Source organism: Streptomyces spongiae, assembly GCF_009377185.1.
Classification (GTDB): Bacteria; Actinomycetota; Actinomycetes; order Streptomycetales; family Streptomycetaceae; genus Streptomyces; species Streptomyces spongiae.
Genome location: NZ_VJZC01000178.1, coordinates 1 through 16,914 on the forward strand (window position 1 = coordinate 1; position 16,914 = coordinate 16,914).

Consider the following 16,914-nt stretch of genomic DNA (forward strand, 5'->3'; position numbering starts at 1 on the left):
CTCCCGCCCTCTCGCCCTCGGCATTCGGCACATCCTCGACGGCTCCCTCCCGCCGGGGCTCAGCCGGGCGGCGGAGACGGCGGGGCGGTCGGATGAGTGGCTGGCCGAACTGGCGGGGGACGGGGTCACGTTCACGTTCCGGGAAGGGGCGGGCTGAGCAGCCCGGCCCCAGGAGCCCGGCGACTGCGTCAGCTCACCACCGCCTCGTACACCAGCCGCCGCAGGTCCAGGATGACGGTGCTGGAGGAGGTCGGCCGTACCTGTGTCATGAACTGGACCGTCAGGTCGCGCTCCGGGTCGACCCAGAAGGTCGTGGTGGCGACGCCGCTCCAGCTGTACGTGCCCCGGGGGAACGGGGTGTCGGTCACGTCGGGATCGACGACGACCGACACGCCCAGGCCGAACCCGACGCCCGCGTTGGTCGGCAACTGGTGGGGCGCGCTGCCGAAGGAGCGCAGGTCCGCGTTGTCCGGGAGGTGGTTGGAGGCCATCGTCTCCACGGATGCCGGGGAGAGCAGGCGGGTTCCGTCGAGTTCGCCGCGGCGGCGCAGGAACTCCATGAAGCGGTGGAAGTCGTGGGCCGTGGCCGCCATGCCCCCGCTGCCGGACAGGAAGCGCGGGCGGCCACGCAGGGGGAGGCCGGGGATCGGGGTGATGCCGCCGCCGTCGGTCTCCCCGTACAACTCCGCGAGCCGCGGCTCCTGTTCGGGAGTGATGGACAGGCCCGAGTCCGTCATGCCGAGCGGCCCGAAGAGCCGCTCAGCGAAGAACTCGTCGAGGGGTCGGCCCGAGACCACCTCGATGACGCGGCCGAGGACGTTCGAGGAGACCGAGTAGTTCCACTGTGTGCCCGGCTCGAACTGCAGCGGCAGGCTGGCGTACACCTCGCAGGTACGGGTCAGGTCGGCGCCGGAGGGGACGGAGTTCTCCAGGCCCGCGTCGCGGTAGAGGGCGTCGACCGGGTGGGAGTGGTAGAAGCCGAACGTCAGACCCGAGGTGTGGGTCATGAGGTGGCGGACCAGGATCGGCTGCTCGGCAGGGCGGGTCACGGTCTCCGTACCGGCGCCGGACTCGTACACCCGTGGTTCGGCGAAGGCCGGGATGTACCGGGACACCGGGTCGTCGAGGGCGAGCAGACCCTCCTCCACCAGCATCAGCGCGGCCACGGATGTGACCGGTTTGGTCATCGAGTAGATCCGCCAGATGGTGTCGCTCTCGACGGGGAGCCCGGCCGCGAGGTCGCGGTGGCCGTACGCCGTGAGGTGGGCGACACGGCCCTGCCGGGCGACGGAGACGAGGTAGCCGGGCAGCCGGCCGTCGTCGACCAGGCGGGCGAAGTGCTCGTCCAGCCGGGCCAGCGCCTTCGGGTCGAGGCCGACCGATCCCGGTTCCACCTCTTGTCGCAGTCGTCCCATGACTCACCTCCGGTGCGGCCCGGGCACTCCCGCGACCCGGGCCACGCTCTCCACTCCGGCCCGAACGGTCCGCTCCGGGCTACGGCTCACGAACATCCTCCCTCTCATGGTCCCTTACGGACGGTGAGTCAACCCTCGTCGGGGCCCCTCGTCCGGGCAGCCTGAGGCAGAGTGCCCCGCCGAGCGCCGCCCCGCACGTCAGCGCCAAGAGCGCGGGCCCGGGCGACACACCGCCCGACACCCCGATCACCGTCGTCGCCACCGCGACTCCGAGTGTCGGGCCGATGTTCAGCGCGGTCTGCTGGAGCCCGCCCGCCACCCCGGCCGACTCCGCCGGGACGTCCCGTACGACGACCGTCGTCGCCGTCACCATCACCGTGCCGAAACCGGCCCCCACGAGCAGGAAGCCGCCGCCGGTCACGACCGTCGACGTGCCCTCGCCTATCCGGGACAGGGCCAGCACCCCGGCAGAGAGGAGCCCCATGCCCAGGAACGCCGTCGGACGGGCACCCCACCGGCGCAGCAGCACGGCGGCCAGCGGCGCGGCCGGCACCATCGCCACGGCTCCCGGCAGCGCGGTCAGGCTCGTCCGCAGCGGGTCCAGGCCGAGGACGTCCTGGAGCGCGTAGCTGCTGACGAACATCGTTCCGAGCATCGCCGCCGACGCGGCCACGAGGGCGCCGAGCGCCGCGCCGACGGTCCCCGAGCCCAGCACCCCGGGCGGCAGCAGGGGATCGGTGGTGCGCCGCTCCCTGCGTACGAACGCGACGGCCGCGCCCACCGTGGTGAACAGCCCGAGCACGGTCCCGGCCGTTGAACCCTCGCCGGGCACGCCGACCAGCGTGTGCACCAGAGCGCCGAGGGCCACCGCGAGCAGACAGGCACCGGGCAGGTCGAGGCCGGTGGCACCCGTCCGCGGCCGGGCCGGGGCCCGTACGGTCAGCGCGAGGAGGCCCAGGACGAGGGCCGGAACGACATTGAGGAAGAACACCGACCGCCAGCCCAGATGGGTGACCAGCACCCCGCCGACCAGAGGACCGGCCGCGGCCGCCACCCCGATGGCACTGGTGCGCAGCGCGAGCGGCATCCCCAGCCGGTCGGGCGGGTAGACGGCGCGCAGCATGCCCAGGGTGGCGGGCTGCAGCAGCGCGCCGAAGACTCCCTGGGCCACCCTCAGCGCGATCACCCAGCCCACACCGGACGCGCACCCGATGCCCGCCGACGCGGCCCCGAAGCCCAGTATTCCGGCCGCGAACACCCGGTGATGGCCGTAGCGGTCCCCGAGACGCCCCGCGAAGACCAGCAGGCTCGCCACCGCGATGAGGTAGCCGGTGCTGGTCCACTGGACCTGGGTGAAGGAGGCGCCCAACTCACGCTGGAGCGTGGGCTGCGCGATGGTGAGGACCGTGCCGTCGAGGGCGACGATCACGGCGCCGAGCACGCTGCCGGCGAGGGTGAGGCGGCGGTGGGGTGCGGCGGCTTCCATCGGCGTCGTCGGGCCCGCCGCTGTCGGCGCCCTCATCCTTCCGGCCCCAGGTGCGCGTCCAGCGCGGTGCGCAGAAGGGGTGCGAAGTCGTCGGCACCCGTGGTGAGTTGGAGGCTGCCCCAGGTCCACAGCTGGGCGATGCCGTACAGGTTCGCGAGGAGCGAGCCCGCGACGAGACGGGCGTCGGCACCGGGACGGGCGCGGCCGACCAGGTCCGTCAGCAGGGCGAAGATCGGCAGGCTCGTCTCCCGCAGACCCAACTCGTTGCTCTCCAGCAGGTCGTGACGGAACATCAGCTCGTGCATGCCCCGGTGGGTGAGCGCGAAGTCCAGGTACATGCGTCCCAGCGTGGTGAGCTGCTCACGCGGGCTCGCCGTACCGTCGCCGATCGCGGCCGCGCCCCTGGCGGCCAGGTTTTCGAAGCCCCGGCGCGCGATGGCGGACAGCAGCTCCCGGTGGGTGGGGAAGTAGCGGCGGGGCGCCCCGTGCGAGACGCCCGCGCGCCGGGCGATCTCCCTGAGGGACAGCGCCTGCACGCCTTCCGTGGTCACCAGGTCGACGCCGACCTCGATCAGACGGGCGCGCAGCCCGCCGTCCTGTTCACTGGCAGATGGCATAGACAGTGTCTACCAAGAAGGAGTAGACACTGTCTATGCGGAATTCCCCGCGGCCACCGGCCGTTGTCAGGGCATGACCCAGGACGCGAAGGAAGCCAACGGCGTGCCCGACGCCGCGCGGGACGCACAGAACGCTCTGCTCGGGCTGCTCTCCGAGCACGACGGAGGAGTGCTGGTGACCCTCAAGGCCGACGGCCGCCCCCAGCTCTCGAACGTCAACCACGCGTACTACCCCGACGAGCGGACGGTGCGCGTCTCGATCACGGACACCCGCGCCAAGACCCGCAACATGCGCCGGGACCCACGGGTGTCGTACCACGTGACCAGCCACGACCGGTGGGCGTACACGGTCGTCGAGGGCACGGCCGACCTGACCCCGGTCGCCGAGGACCCGTACGACGCGACGGTCGAGGAGCTCATCCGGCTCTACCGGGACGTCAGCGGTGAGCACCCCGACTGGGACGACTACCGGGCGGCCATGGTCCGGGACCGACGGCTCGTCCTGCGGCTCCGGGTGGAGCGGGCGTACGGGGCCCCCAGACGCTAGGCTCTGAGTTTCCCGTGGTCTCCCGCGATCCCCGGTGATCTCTCGTGATGTTCGTGTCTCTTTGAACCCTCCCCCAGCTGAAGCAGGGGGATTCCTGGCTCAGGAAGCCCCACAGGCCAGCAGCCCGCGAGGTCTTACGCCCTCAACACCAGCCGGGTCGGAACCTGCCCGGTTTGGCACAACAAAGCTCGGGTGGCACATGCTTGGTTCTCGCAATGCGCCGTCACGCTAGCCTGGTTCTCGCTCAGCGTGGCGTTCATCTTACCGTACGTGGCCAGCGGTCTTTCGCCCTGGGGGTGAATCCCGTTCCTTGCCCTGCTCCGCAGGGGTCCGATTCGGCGTTGCTGTGGCGCGGCGACTTCCACAACGCCCGTCGGCTCCTGCGGGCGATGGGCCGTCGCGTCGACCGGAAACCTCCCGGCCGCGGTGACGGCCCGGCGGAGTACTTTCACCTGTACCGCCGTGCCCGTCGCCATCGTGCCCGCGTACTGGGCAGGCTCGTGGTGCTCCTGGAGGGCGACCACTCGCTGGGCCTTCGCAGGGCCCCGGACCTTCGCCGGGCGTGCGCCGAGGCGTACGGTCCGCCGGGCGGGCCGATGGCGATCTCCCTCACCGAGCTGCTGGGGGTGATCGGAGCGCATCAGTGGCGCACGAGGGGCGTGCGGGTATCGGCCCTCGGTGCTCGCGTCCACCCGCACTACGGCGTGTTCTCGCCGGTCAGGGGCGAGTACGTCGATCTGGTCGCCGGGGCGCCGTTCCCTGGAGGGACGGCAACTCGTGGCGCTCGTCCCCGTACCGCGTTCGACCTCGGCACGGGGACAGGCGTACTCGCGGCCGTGCTGGCCCGCCGGGGGATCGACCGTGTCGTCGCCACCGACATCAACCCGCGCGCTCTGGCCTGCGCGCGGGACAACGTCCGGCGGCTGCGCCTCACGGGGCGTGTCGACGTCGAGGGACCCTGCCTCTTTCCCGACGGACGCGCCGACCTCGTGGTCTGCAACCCGCCCTGGCTTCCCGGGCGGCCCACCTCCGACCTCGAGTACGGGGTGTACGACCGGGACGGGGACATGCTCCGAGGCTTCCTCTACGGACTGGCCGACCACCTCGAACCCGGCGGCGAGGGCTGGCTCGTACTCTCCGACCTGGCCGAGCACCTGGGCCTCAGGGCGCGCGGAGAGCTGATGGCCTCCATCGAGGCGGCCGGGCTGCGCGTGGTGGAACGGACGGACACCAGGCCGCGGCATCCCCGCGCTCGGGACACGGCGGATCCTCTCCACGCCGCCCGAGCGGCGGAGATCACCTCGCTGTGGCGCCTGGCCCGTAGCTGATCACGCGCCGGTCCCCGAGCACCCGTGAGGGCACTCGGGGACCGGTGGGAGATCGGTGGGAGACCGGGAGACCGGCGGCTGCTCAGGCCGCGACCTTCTCCCGGCCCGCCGCCTCGCGCGACGCACGCTCGCCGAGGAGTTCCGTCGGGACCTTGTGGGTCTCGCGGGCGGTGAGGACGGCGACGACCGGCGGGACGCACAGGGCGGCGGTGAACAGGGCCACGGCGGACCAGTCGTCACCGTTCGGACCGGCGATCTGCGCGGCGAAGGTCACGGCGAACCCGGCGACCGCGAATCCGATCTGGGTGCCGATGGCCATGCCGGACAGGCGGACCCGGGTGGAGAACATCTCGCCGTAGAAGGAGGGCCAGATGCCGTTCGCGGCCGAGTACACGACACCGAAGGTGAGGATGCCGAGGATCAGGACCAGCGGGTACGAGCCGGTGGAGATCGCCCACAGGTAGGCGAACATCATGACCGCGCTGCCGGCGGCGCCGATCAGGTACACCGGGCGGCGGCCGATGCGGTCGGACAGGACGGCCCACGCCGGGATCGCGCCGAGCGCGACGAGGTTGGCGAGCGCGCCCACCCACAGCATCGAGGAGCGGGACAGCCCGACCGAGTCGCTCGTCCCGTACGCCAGAGCCCACACCGTGAAGATCGTGGAGACCGAGGCGATCAGCGCGCCCGCGATGACCCGGAGCACGTCCGCCCAGTGCTCACGCAGCAGGATGGCCAGCGGGAGCTTCGCGACGCCCTCGGAGCGGGTCTGCTGGGTGAAGGCCGGGGTCTCCTCCAGGGTCCGCCGGATGACGTAGCCGACGACGGCGACCGCGATGCTCAGCCAGAAGGGGATCCGCCAGCCCCAGGACAGCAGCTGGTCCTCGGGGAGCGCGGCGACCGGGATGAAGACCAGGGTGGCGAGCAACTGCCCGCCCTGGGTGCCGCTCAGGGTGAAGCTGGTGAAGAAGCCCCGGCGGTTCGGTGGCGCGTGTTCCAGAGTCATCGAGTTGGCGCTGGCCTGCTCGCCCGCCGCCGAGATGCCTTGCAGGACACGGCAGAGCACCAGGAGGACGGGCGCCAGCGTGCCGACCTGGTCCCGCGTCGGCAGACAGCCGATGAGGAACGTCGACAGACCCATCAGGATCAGCGTGAAGACCATGATCTTCTTGCGGCCGAGCCGGTCACCGTAGTGCCCGAGGAAGAGCGCGCCGATCGGCCGTGCCGCGTACGCGACACCGAACGTGGCCAGGGACAGCAGGGTCGCCGTGGCCGGGTCGGACTCGTCGAAGAAGACCTCGGGGAAGATCAGGGCGGCGGCGCTGCCGTAGATGAAGAAGTCGTAGTACTCCAGGGCGCTGCCGATCCACGCGGCCGTCGCGGCTTTCTTCGGCTGGCCGGGCGGCGCGTCGAGGGGTGCGGCGGGGACAGACGACACGGCGTGCTCCTTCGAGGGGACTCCAACGTAGGCGGAGTGAGCGGAGGGGAGAAGTGCCGGATCCCTGGGGGTGGAGGGTCGGCCGCGCCGGATGTTCGCCCGGCTAATTAACCCACTAGGTAGTTAGTAGTGGTTGGCCAGTGATGTTGCGCCGACGTTTCCCGGGTGTCAAGGGGGCGTGCGGAAGGATCTTCCGCAGCGGCCGTGCCGTGTCCTCGGGCCGCTGCGGGTCGGTGGTCCGGTCCGTTGGCGCCCGGCTGAAGCCGTCAGTCCGTGGTCCGGTCCGCCGTCAGATAGGCGATGACCATGTCGCCGAGCATGGTGCGGTAGTGCTCGCGCTGGTCGGCGGCGACCAGGTCGCGGCCGAAGAGGGCGCCGAAGGTGTGCCGGTTGGCGACCCGGAAGAAGCAGAAGGAGCTGATCATCGCGTGCAGGTCCACAGCGTCCACGTCCGCGGTGAACAGGCCCGACGTCCGGCCCGACTCCAGGATGCGGCGGATGACCTCCAGGGCGGGTGAGCCGATCTTCCCGAGCTCCTCGGAGGCGGCGATGTGCTCGGCCTCGTGGATGTTCTCGATGCTCACCAGACGGATGAAGTCCGGGTGCGCCTCGTGGTGGTCGAAGGTCAGCTCGGCGAGCCGCCGGATGGCTGCGACCGGGTCCAGGTGCTCGACGTCCAGATCCTGCTCGGCCTGCCGGATCACGGAGTACGCGCGCTCCAGCACGGCCGTGAACAGCTGCTCCTTGCCGCCGAAGTAGTAGTAGATCATCCGCTTCGTGGTGCGGGTGCGGGCCGCGATCTCGTCGACGCGCGCCCCGGCGTACCCGGAGCGGGCGAACTCCCTGGTCGCCACGTCGAGGATCTCGGCCTTCGTACGGGCCGCGTCGCGCAGCCGCCCGCCGGAACGGGCCGGCTCTTCGACAGTGGTCATCGGATTCCTCGGATTCCTCGGTTGTTCCGGTGCTCGCGATTGTAGAAGCAGGAGCTCGTCGGGCAGGGGGGCGCGGTTACTCAGGGTTCTCCGAGCGGTGGCGTGACTCTCGCCAACTCTTCCCAGGGCTCCCACGGGCTGATATGACTAACGAACCAGTTCGTACATTAGTGAGCCGCTCGCAGGAGGCCCGCCGTGCCCCAGGACTCGTATCTCGTCGGTCTCATCGGGTCGGGCATCGGGCCCTCGCTCAGCCCCGCCCTGCACGAGCGCGAGGCCGACCGGCAGGGCCTTCGTTACGTGTACCGCCTGATCGACATCGACACCCTCGGCGTCGGCCCCGAGGCGGTGGGCGACCTCGTCCGCGCCGCCCGCGACCTGGGCTTCGACGGGCTGAACATCACGCACCCGTGCAAGCAGCTCGTCATCGAGCACCTGGACGGGCTCGCCCCGCAGGCAGAGGCGCTCGGCGCCGTCAACACCGTCGTCTTCGAAGACGGCCGCGCCGTCGGCCACAACACGGACGTCACCGGCTTCGCGGCCTCCTTCGCCCGAGGTCTGCCCGACGTCCCGCTGGAGCACGTGGTGCAGCTCGGCGCCGGAGGCGCGGGCGCGGCCGTGGCCCACGCCACGCTCACCCTCGGCGCCGAGCACGTCACCGTCGTGGACGCGATGCCCGACCGGGCGGTCGACCTCGCCGCCGCTCTGAACCGGCACTTCGGCGCTGGCCGCGCGGCTGCCGCGACCCCGGACGGCCTGCCGCGGCTGCTCGCCGGGGCCGACGGGGTCGTGCACGCGACGCCCACCGGGATGGCCGCCCATCCCGGGGTGCCGTTCCCGGCGGGGCTGTTGCGGGCGGGGCTGTGGGTTGCCGAGGTGGTGTACCGGCCGTTGGAGACGGAGCTGTTGAGGACGGCTCGGGCGGTTGGCTGCGCCACGCTGGACGGGGGAGGTATGGCCGTTTTTCAGGCTGCGGATGCGTTTCGGTTGTTCACCGGGCGGGAGCCGGACACTGCCGCGATGTTGGCGGACATTGGTGAGTTGGCCGGTGTTGCGAGTGTCCGTAACTGAGCGCCGTTGGGGGCCTGTGGTGCGTCGGCTGCGGGTTGTTTGTGGCTGGTCGCGCAGTTCCCCGCGCCCCTGAAGGGGCGCCTTGCCGGAACCGAAGCCTTGAAGGAGCCCTTCCATGCGTACCTCCATCGCCACCGTCTCGCTCAGTGGGTCCCTCACCGAGAAGCTCGCCGCTGCCTCTCGGGCGGGGTTCGACGGGGTCGAGATCTTCGAGAACGACCTGCTCGCCAGTCCCCTCACCCCCGAGGACATCCGCGCCCGCTGCGCCGACCTGGGGCTGAGCATCGACCTCTACCAGCCGATGCGCGACATCGAGGCCGTGCCGCCCGAGGAGTTCGCCCGCAACCTGCGGCGCGCCCGGCACAAGTTCGAGCTGATGGGGCGGCTCGGCGCCGACACCGTCCTGGTCTGCTCCAGCGTCTCCCCGCTCGCCGAGGACCACGACGCGCTGGCCGCCGCCCAGCTGCGCCAACTGGCCGACCTGGCCCAGGACTTCGGCATCCGCGTCGCGTACGAGGCGCTGGCGTGGGGGCGGCACGTCAACACGTACGACCACGCCTGGCGCATCGTCGAGGCGGCCGACCATCCCGCGCTCGGCACCTGCCTGGACAGTTTCCACATCCTCGCCCGCGGCAGCGATCCCAAGGGCATCGAGGACATCCCCGGCGAGAAGATCTTCTTCCTGCAGCTCGCCGACGCCCCGCTGATGGCGATGGACGTGCTCCAGTGGAGCCGCCACTACCGCTGCTTCCCCGGGCAGGGCGGCCTCGACGTCACGGGCCTGGTCCGGCACGTCATCGCGGCCGGCTATCAGGGGCCGCTGTCCCTGGAGATCTTCAACGACGTGTTCCGGCAGGCCGAGGCGGGCCCCACGGCCGTCGACGCGCACCGCTCCCTCCTCGTCCTCCAGGAGGCGGCCGGCCTGGCCGCGCTGCCCGAACCCGTGGTCCCCACGGGCGCCGCCTTCGTCGAACTCGTCACCGCCGACGCCGAACCGGCCTCCGCGCTCCTCGGCGCCCTCGGCTTCGCCCGGGTGGCACGCCACCGCAGCAAGCCCGTGGACCTGTGGCAGCAGGGCGAGGCCCGCGTCCTCGTCAACACGGGGCCGGCCGCACGCCGTGACGGCACCTCCCTCGCGGCTGTCGGCCTGGAGTCCCCGGACCCCTCCGGAGCGGCCCGCCGCGCCGAGGCACTCCTCGCCCCCGTGCTCCCGCGCCGCCTCGCCCCCGAGGACGCGCTCCTCGACGCGGTGGCCGCCCCCGACGGCACGGAACTGTTCTTCGTCGCCACGCAGGATGCGGCCCAGCGGCCCGCACCGCCCCACTGGCGCGCCGACTTCGTGGACGTCCCGCACCAGGACGCGGCCCCCCACGGAGTCACCCGCATCGACCACCTGGCCCTCACCCAGCCCTGGCACGAGTTCGACGAGGCGGTCCTCTTCCACCGCAGCGTGCTCGGACTGCACGCCCAGGACAGCGTCGACGTCGCCGACCCCTACGGACTGCACCGCAGCCGCGCGGTCACCAACGCCGACGGCAGCGTCCGTATCGCCCTCGGAGTCGGCCCCGCCCCCACCGAGGACGGCGCCCGCGCCCAGCACATCGCGCTCGCCACCGACGACGTGGTCGCGACGGCCCGCGCCTTCCGCGACGCGGGCGGCCGTCTGCTGGCCGTACCCGCGAACTACTACGACGACCTCGCCGCCCGGCACGAGTTCCCCGACGGGGAACTGGAGACGTACCGCGAACTGGGCATCCTCTACGACCGGGACGCGTACGGCGAGTTCCGGCACTGCTACACCCACACCGTCGGCCGGGTCTTCTTCGAACTCGCCCAGCGCGACGGCGGTTACCGCGGCTACGGCGCCCAGAACGCGCCGGTCCGGCTGGCCGCGCAGCACGCCGTGCGGTGACTCACTGGCGGCTGACCGACCTGCTCACACCGGCGAGGACCGTCGTGGCCAGGATCCAGCCCGTGATGATCAGGACGTAGGACAGCGTCTGGTACCCGCCCCGCGGGGCGAACGCGCCCTCCTGCCCGAAGGAGATCACCGGCAGCAGCAGGTCGAGCGTGTAGAACACCGGGTTGAACTGCGGGGCCTCGGACGGCTTGAGCGGCGGCGGGTGGTGCAGCCCGTACGCGATTGAGCCGACGGCGAGCAGCGACAGCAGCCAGACGCAGGCGCGCAGCGGGCGGAAGCCGTAGCCGACGGTGGCGTCCTGGAGGTGGCCCCACACACGGCCGTACCAGGGGAGCGTGGAGCGGTGGCGGCGCTGCTTGGCGAGTTGCACGAGGCGGGCCGCGAGATCGTCGCCGATCCTGCGGTAGGCGGCGGTCAACTGCTCGTAGGCGTGCGGGACATACCCCTCCCGGTCCCGCTCCAGCATCGGCAGGCGACGCTCGGCGGGCTCGTGGGGGATGAGCGTGGAGTAGACGAGGCTGTTGAGGAGGACCTCGTCCGGCACCGCCTCCGCTTCCAGGAACAGGACGTCGATCTGGGCGCGGCGCAGATTGAGTCGGCCCTCCAGGGACGCGTCCCCCCGCAGCCAGAGTTCCCCCACGGTGCAGCCGCTCGCGCGCAGCGCCGCGTCGCCGGGGTTCGACAGGCGGGTGTGCGAGAGGTCGAGGCGGCCCGCGACACGGGCGCCGCCCAGGCCGATCCAGCCGACGGCGTGCACGCGCCGCATGAGGACGTCGCCCTCCACGACGAGGGTCTGTGCGTCGAGGACGGCGTGGCCAGGATGGTGGAGCCGTGCGCCGTCGAGGTTGACCGATCCGGCGATGGTGGCGCTGTCGAGCCGTATCTCGCCGTGCGTCCGCAGCCCGGTCGCGCATATCTCGTCCTCGACGGTCACGTGCTTGAGCTGCAGCACGGGCTGCGGTCCGTCCGGTGCGGTGAGTTCCGCCCCTTCCAGGAACAGTGCCCCCGTGATGTGTGCCCCGCCGAGACGGACCGGTCCGCGGAACCGGCAGCCGGTCAGCCGCAGACTGCCGTCCACCCGGGCACGCGCCGACGCCAGACCGGGAAGCACCGAGTCGGTCAGGTTGAGATAGCTCAGGTGCGCGCCGGAGAGGTCGGGAGTGTCGTCGAAGCGGCAGGAACTCAGGCGTACGACGCTGTCGACCGTCGCGTACCGCAGGTCCAGGACCCCGGTGATCCGCGCACCCGCGACCTTGAGCGCGGCGACCTCTCCCTCCTCCCGCGGAGCCCTCAGCAGCAGCGCCCTCAGCACGCTCGCCCGTACGGTCCGCTCCGGCCCCCACCCGTCGCCGGGCGAGGCGTCCTCGTCCTCGGCCGTACGGAAGTCCACGGCCTCGCCCCGGGGAAACGCCCGCCACACCCGTGCCTCGGCCGGCGTCAGATCGTTGATCTCGCTCACGCCCGGACTCTGACGCGACCCCTGTGAGCTGTCAACTCGCCGTGGGCGACCGGGACTCCGGCCGGCACACCTGCCCCGGTCGCCCTGCCTGTCACGACCGGTCCCACACCTCCGCGTGCCGGCGGTGGGCGTCGGTCAGCCCGTTCGCGAAGTACCGCTCGTAGTACTCGGTCTCGACGTGATGCGCCTGGAGCCAGACGCCCGGTACGTGGATCGCGTCGGTGTGCGCCGGGAAGCGGCCGTGCGTACGCAGGATGTACTCGCAGATGTCCCGCGCACAGTCGATCACCCGCTCCTCGTACTCGCTCGCCTCGGCCAGGTACCGCTGCCCGTAGTCCTCCTTGTAGATCCGGGCGAAGACGTCCTTGTCGGCGTACGTGCCGCCCTGCCCGAACTTCTCGCGGACGATCGCGTCCACCGCGTCCGACATCGACCTGTACGCCGGCGGACACGCGGCTGTGATCAGCGGTTCGCCGTCGGGGGAGCGCAGACCGACCGGGTGCGAGCGGACGTTGCTGTACTTCGGCAGCGGGATGTGCCAGCGCCACAGGTCGCCGAGCCGCCAGCGCGGGGTGGCGAACGTGAAGCCGAGCATCCTGCCGTACTTCCGCGAGAACTTCGGGTCGCCCAGCGCGATCTGCGGGTTGATGGTGGCGTGGATCCAGGCGCCCAGCCCCATCGCCTCCGCCGTCAGCATCAGGTTCTGCAGCAGCAGGTCCGCCTCGATCTGCGTGCGCATGGGGCCGAGCGCGCCGAGCGGCAGCTTCAGGTCCTTGTTGAGGAAGCCGTTCCCGACCCACTTCCTCACCCCGGCCGGGCGGTAGAAGTTGCGGTCGTCGACCAGGGTCGGGCGCGCCCCGTCCGGCTGGGTGAGCAGGTACATGAGCGCGTTGACGTACTGGTGCGACAGATCGACGACCGGGAAGAACAACGTCGTCCCCGGCAGGTTGGACAGGAAGCGGTTCGAGTCCAGATACGCCGGGAAGTCGCGCTGCCCCTCGGCGACGTCGAGGCGGTGGTCCAGGACCTTCACCTTCGACGCGCGGGCCCGCGCGATCAGCGTGTCGGCGTCGAAGGGCTCCCGCGGCGCGGGCGGCAGTTTGCGCAGGAAGTACGTCCCCGAGTCGTTGATCATGAAGAAGTGGGTGCCCTGGGCGTTGTCCGGGCTGCCCGCGGTCCGGCCCGCCATGGTCAGGTTCGGCTTGGCCATGATGGGCTTGCCGTCCCGCGGGTCGTCGAACGGCCGGTCGGGCATGGTGAGTCCCGTGCACCCCGTGATCGCGATGAGCAACGCCTCCTCCAGCTCCGACAGAGGCTGTGGAGCGTGGGGCGAGGAGTAGGTCATCGTGCCGGCGGGCACCGAGGCGCCCCGGCTGACGCGGTGGGTGCGGCGTCGCCAGACGGTCTCCAGTAGTGGGCGCCGGAACAGATCGTCGAGTCCGGGGTGCCCCTGGGGCATGCCCGCGTACTCAGGCTGGTCGTCGATCACTGTCATGTGTTTCCCCCGTTGGATCTTGTCGCTCAGATCGCTCAGACCTCGTCAGGTCTTGTCACTCAGCCCTCCGTTGCCCGTCGGCCGGACCGTGCGCCACGGCGCGAACGCGCTCGCCTCGCGCGGCAGCAGGGCCGCGAGCTCCGGGCAGTGGCGCAGGATCACCGAGTTCATCCCGCCCTTCTCCACCCAGTCGATGCCGAGCGGGGTGTAGATCTCGGGTCGGTAGTCGACCGTCAGGAAGCGGTCGCTCTGCAGGCGGCGGCTGGCCATCAGGATGAAGACGCGGAACGCGGTGTCGCTGAACCCGAAGCCGGTCGGTGGGTTCTCCGCGAACAGGCCGACCACGGTGTCGATCTCGTCGACCGAGCGGTAGACGTCCTTCAGTCGCGCCACGGTCTCCGGGTTCTCCGACACCTCCTCGAAGGAGCGCAGACGCGGCTTGTGCAGGCCCGCCCGGAAGTCGTTGTAGCGCGGTACGCCGCGTCGCCGCGTCCGGACCAGGTCGACGACCGACAGGTCGATGATCTCGCCCTCCCGCTCGAAGTGCTGCAGCGAGCGCGGGAAGTTGTGCAGCGTGATCGCGCCGGGGTGGGCGATGCCGAACGAGTACAGGCTGTTCGCCAGCCCCGTCTTGCGGATCTGTGTCTCCGCCGCTCCACCGTGGATGTCCAGGAAGCCCACGGTCTGAAGACGCTGCCCGAAGCTGTGCTCGCGCAGTTCGAAGTCGTCCGGGATCAGCGGGTGCATACGGTAGACGGTCGTGAAGTCCTCGGTCAGCGAGTACGGCGCCGTGTGGTGGTCCGGCAGTGTCTTGGGGATACCGGTCAGCGAGTGCGCCTCGAACAGCCACAGGCCCAGCTGGTTCAGCCAACTCCTGGGCGGTCCCTGCCAGTTGGTCTTCAGCCCGATGTCGATGGCCTCGGTGGCGAGGATCGCCGGTGTCCACTCCACGGTGTGGATCTTGGCTATCAGCGCGGAGACCACCAGGCGTGCCGTGTGGTAGATCCGCTCCTCGCTCATCGACGGGTACTCGGCGCGCAGCGCGTGGCACACCGCGTTGTGCTCGCGCGCGAACAGCGTGTGCATCGCGCTGAGGCCCATCCACCAGCTCTCGTTGAAGCCGGTGAGGGGAACCCCGTTCGCCCCGCCCGGCGGCAGATGGCCGTCTTCCAGACGGAGTTCGGCGCCGCCGTCCGGCTCACGCAGGAACCGCGCGGTCTGCTCGTCGCCGCCGTACACCTCGGAGCCGTCCCACCAGTGCGAGGCGTAGTTGCCGAACAGGATCGGCGGGCGGTTGCCCGGCTGCTCCAGGCCCTCGTTCTCGGCGATCCGCATGACGTTCTCGGCAGGGCCGCCGGGCGTGTTGTACCAGGGCCCGGAGCCGGGCGGCAGCGGAACCTCCACGCTGCGGTCACCGAGCTTGTAGCGGCGGTGGTTGACCCAGTCGTGCACCTGGAACTGGATCCAGGCGGCGGCGAGCACGTTGAGCGAGGTCGCCGGCACGAAGCTCTCCCGGTACAGCAGCTCACGGCTGACCGTGACCGGGTTCGGCACATCGAAGAGATCGGGCCGGTATTCGGGCTTCAGATTGCGCCCGAAGGCGGCCCCGACCGCGCCCATCCCCGGGTCGGACAGATCGTTGTACGTCCCGTCGTACGACCGCTCCGTGCGCAGCCGCTCCGGTACGGGCTCCGGCACGGGCTGGGCCTTGGGCGGGGCCTCGCGCACCTCGGTGTCGACCAGGTTGAGCCGCCGCAGCACCTTCCGCAGGAACACCAGGTTCAGCAGGCTCAGCCGGACCGGCAGCCGGTGCCAGGGTATGTACCGGTTGAGCAGCGCGAACGCGGTGCCCACGGGCCGGTCGAGCAACCGGTTCTGCAGCGGTTCCCGCGTGACGAAGCGCTGCCCGAGCCGGTGCGCGCTGCTCGCCCGGTACGCCGTCTTGCGGGCCCGGTTGATGTTGCCCAGCGGCCGGAACTCGTCAGTCGTGTACCAGGGGTTGAAGGCGAGCTCCTCGATCCGCCGGGCGGCGGAACGGGCCTCGGCGCTGTTCAGGTCCTGGCGCGGGATGGTGAGCCGGGCGATCGCCAGCGCGGGCGTGACGGAGTCCCTCCACTCCACGGCGGCGTCCTCGACGGGCGTGTGACGCTCGTCCAGGTACCGCTGCACGCACAGGTCGAACACGACGTCCGTCGTCGCGAGCCGCCGCGCGAACTCCCGCGCCAGGAACTGCGGGTCCGTGCGGTCGGGCGCGGATCCGGGAGGACCGCCCGGTGCCGGGCGCAGCAGGTAGCGCACCGGCCCGGCATCGCCCCACAGGATGGCGCCCCGGCTCCAATACGTCTCTGTGGCGAGGGAGTTGACGGCGTGGCGGGTGGCGGACCGGACGTTCTTCCGCATCCGGTTGGCCGTCCCCAGCCCCACGGCCAGCGGCAGCTTCACGAACAGCCCGAACGCCTTCCGCAGCGGTGTCCTCGCCCCTGCCATGGCTTTGGCGAAGGCCACGAACTCGCGAGCGTTCCGGGCGTGGGAGACGGGGTAACTGGTCGCGAGCAGGTCGTGGCTCTCACCCTCCGACACTCGCACGCGCACGGCGGCGCCCCGTAGATCGGGTGAACCGTCGCCCTGTCGGATGCCGCTCGCGTTGGACAGGCGCACGGTGGCCGTGTACTCGGCGCCGGGCTGGGCGAAACCGACGCGCAGGGCGGCGGGCAGGTCGTCGTGGAAGCGTAGTCGGGCGTTCTCCACGGCCACCGGTGCCTTGGCGTGGAAGGCGCGGGTGATTCCGCCGCCCCCGGCGCGGCGGTTGCTGACCTGGACGTTCATCAACTCCCGTGCCAGCCGCTCGAACACGAGCCGTTCGGCCTCGGGGCTGCCGCCTTCGTACCGTTCGTACTGCTGGTCCTGCTGCCCGGACTCTGCCATCTGTCGTTTTCCTTCGTACGTACGGATGCGAACGTGACTGGGGCAAAGGGGGGCCCGCACACGCTACCGGCGCGAACCCGCCGTCAACAGCGACAGTTCGCGCCATCCCGAACATCTGTGAAGAACCGTGCAGACAGTGGCAATTGGGCACGTCAAAGTGGTGCTCGAACGCATGTAGGAGTACCTCGGGTGTGTTTCCATCCCAGCGGCCCCAGGCGAGGGGAGCGGCGCTGGCCGGGGAACGATGTTCTCGCCCCCGCCGCCCCTACCCGTCCCGTCC

The 16,914-nt window shown here is 71.1% G+C and carries 11 protein-coding genes and 2 pseudogenes; 5 read left to right on the top strand and 8 right to left on the bottom strand.

The annotated features are described in order from the left end of the window. A pseudogene (locus FNH08_RS23315) lies at positions 1–157 on the top strand (saccharopine dehydrogenase); the annotation flags it as partial. Positions 158–188: 31 nt separating this feature from the next. On the opposite strand, the gene FNH08_RS23320 reads toward FNH08_RS23315, so the two are convergent. From FNH08_RS23320 to FNH08_RS23330, 3 genes are all read right to left on the bottom strand, one after another. Then, a complete protein-coding gene (locus FNH08_RS23320; RefSeq protein ID WP_152773489.1) occupies positions 189–1,415 on the bottom strand; it encodes a serine hydrolase domain-containing protein in 1,227 nt (408 codons plus the stop codon). A gap of 79 nt (positions 1,416–1,494) precedes the next feature. Next, on the bottom strand, positions 1,495–2,937 hold the full coding sequence (locus FNH08_RS23325) for an MFS transporter (protein ID WP_152773490.1): 1,443 nt from the start codon (positions 2,935–2,937) through the stop codon (positions 1,495–1,497). Next, positions 2,934–3,518, bottom strand: a complete 585-nt coding sequence (locus FNH08_RS23330; RefSeq protein WP_152773491.1) for a TetR/AcrR family transcriptional regulator — start codon at positions 3,516–3,518, stop codon at positions 2,934–2,936. Before FNH08_RS23330 ends, FNH08_RS23325 begins: the two co-directional genes overlap by 4 nt. Before the next feature lie 73 nt (positions 3,519–3,591). Here FNH08_RS23330 and FNH08_RS23335 point away from each other — a divergent pair, with 73 nt between their 5' ends. Then, the gene (locus tag FNH08_RS23335) at positions 3,592–4,065 is read left to right on the top strand and encodes a TIGR03618 family F420-dependent PPOX class oxidoreductase (protein WP_152773492.1); all 474 of its coding nucleotides are present in this window, start codon (positions 3,592–3,594) and stop codon (positions 4,063–4,065) included. 335 nt (positions 4,066–4,400) lie between these two features. Next, a pseudogene (locus FNH08_RS23340) lies at positions 4,401–5,393 on the top strand (methyltransferase); the annotation flags it as partial. Between the two features lie 82 nt (positions 5,394–5,475). Here FNH08_RS23340 and FNH08_RS23345 read toward each other — a convergent pair. Both FNH08_RS23345 and FNH08_RS23350 read right to left on the bottom strand, forming a co-directional pair. Further along, positions 5,476–6,831 (bottom strand): MFS transporter, encoded by a 1,356-nt coding sequence (locus FNH08_RS23345; RefSeq protein WP_322725180.1) that lies wholly within the window; start codon positions 6,829–6,831, stop codon positions 5,476–5,478. Between the two features lie 266 nt (positions 6,832–7,097). After that, complete coding sequence (locus tag FNH08_RS23350; RefSeq protein WP_152773494.1) at positions 7,098–7,763, bottom strand: TetR/AcrR family transcriptional regulator; 666 nt, start codon at positions 7,761–7,763, stop codon at positions 7,098–7,100. A 195-nt stretch (positions 7,764–7,958) separates the two neighbouring features. On the opposite strand from FNH08_RS23350, the gene FNH08_RS23355 reads away from it, so the two are divergent. Both FNH08_RS23355 and FNH08_RS23360 read left to right on the top strand, forming a co-directional pair. Beyond that, positions 7,959–8,834, top strand: a complete 876-nt coding sequence (locus tag FNH08_RS23355) for a shikimate dehydrogenase (RefSeq protein WP_322725181.1) — start codon at positions 7,959–7,961, stop codon at positions 8,832–8,834. A gap of 115 nt (positions 8,835–8,949) precedes the next feature. Then, positions 8,950–10,746 carry a bifunctional sugar phosphate isomerase/epimerase/4-hydroxyphenylpyruvate dioxygenase family protein gene (locus FNH08_RS23360; protein WP_152773495.1) on the top strand — a complete coding sequence of 599 codons (1,797 nt, stop codon included), beginning with the start codon at positions 8,950–8,952 and terminating at the stop codon, positions 10,744–10,746. Between the two features lies 1 nt (position 10,747). On the opposite strand, the gene FNH08_RS23365 is transcribed toward FNH08_RS23360, so the two are convergent. The 3 genes from FNH08_RS23365 to FNH08_RS23375 all read right to left on the bottom strand — a co-directional run bounded on the left by FNH08_RS23365 (position 10,748) and on the right by FNH08_RS23375 (position 16,634). Continuing rightward, positions 10,748–12,214, bottom strand: coding sequence for a pentapeptide repeat-containing protein (locus FNH08_RS23365; RefSeq protein WP_322725182.1), 1,467 nt, complete (start codon positions 12,212–12,214; stop codon positions 10,748–10,750). Between the two features lie 91 nt (positions 12,215–12,305). Further along, positions 12,306–13,709, bottom strand: a complete 1,404-nt coding sequence (locus FNH08_RS23370; RefSeq protein ID WP_152773496.1) for a hypothetical protein — start codon at positions 13,707–13,709, stop codon at positions 12,306–12,308. A 45-nt stretch (positions 13,710–13,754) separates the two neighbouring features. After that, positions 13,755–16,634 carry a peroxidase family protein gene (locus tag FNH08_RS23375; protein ID WP_152773497.1) on the bottom strand — a complete coding sequence of 960 codons (2,880 nt, stop codon included), beginning with the start codon at positions 16,632–16,634 and terminating at the stop codon, positions 13,755–13,757. Positions 16,635–16,914: the final 280 nt, after the last annotated feature.

What these genes read in the sequence shown, in the direction of transcription:
- FNH08_RS23335 (WP_152773492.1), top strand. Translation starts at nt 3,592, where the DNA reads ATGACCCAGGACGCGAAGGAAGCCAACGGCGTGCCCGACGCCGCGCGG.
- FNH08_RS23320 (WP_152773489.1), bottom strand. Translation starts at nt 1,415, where the DNA reads ATGGGACGACTGCGACAAGAGGTGGAACCGGGATCGGTCGGCCTCGAC.
- FNH08_RS23330 (WP_152773491.1), bottom strand. Translation starts at nt 3,518, where the DNA reads ATGCCATCTGCCAGTGAACAGGACGGCGGGCTGCGCGCCCGTCTGATC.
- FNH08_RS23360 (WP_152773495.1), top strand. Translation starts at nt 8,950, where the DNA reads ATGCGTACCTCCATCGCCACCGTCTCGCTCAGTGGGTCCCTCACCGAG.
- FNH08_RS23350 (WP_152773494.1), bottom strand. Translation starts at nt 7,763, where the DNA reads ATGACCACTGTCGAAGAGCCGGCCCGTTCCGGCGGGCGGCTGCGCGAC.
- FNH08_RS23370 (WP_152773496.1), bottom strand. Translation starts at nt 13,709, where the DNA reads ATGACAGTGATCGACGACCAGCCTGAGTACGCGGGCATGCCCCAGGGG.
- FNH08_RS23375 (WP_152773497.1), bottom strand. Translation starts at nt 16,634, where the DNA reads ATGGCAGAGTCCGGGCAGCAGGACCAGCAGTACGAACGGTACGAAGGC.
- FNH08_RS23325 (WP_152773490.1), bottom strand. Translation starts at nt 2,937, where the DNA reads ATGAGGGCGCCGACAGCGGCGGGCCCGACGACGCCGATGGAAGCCGCC.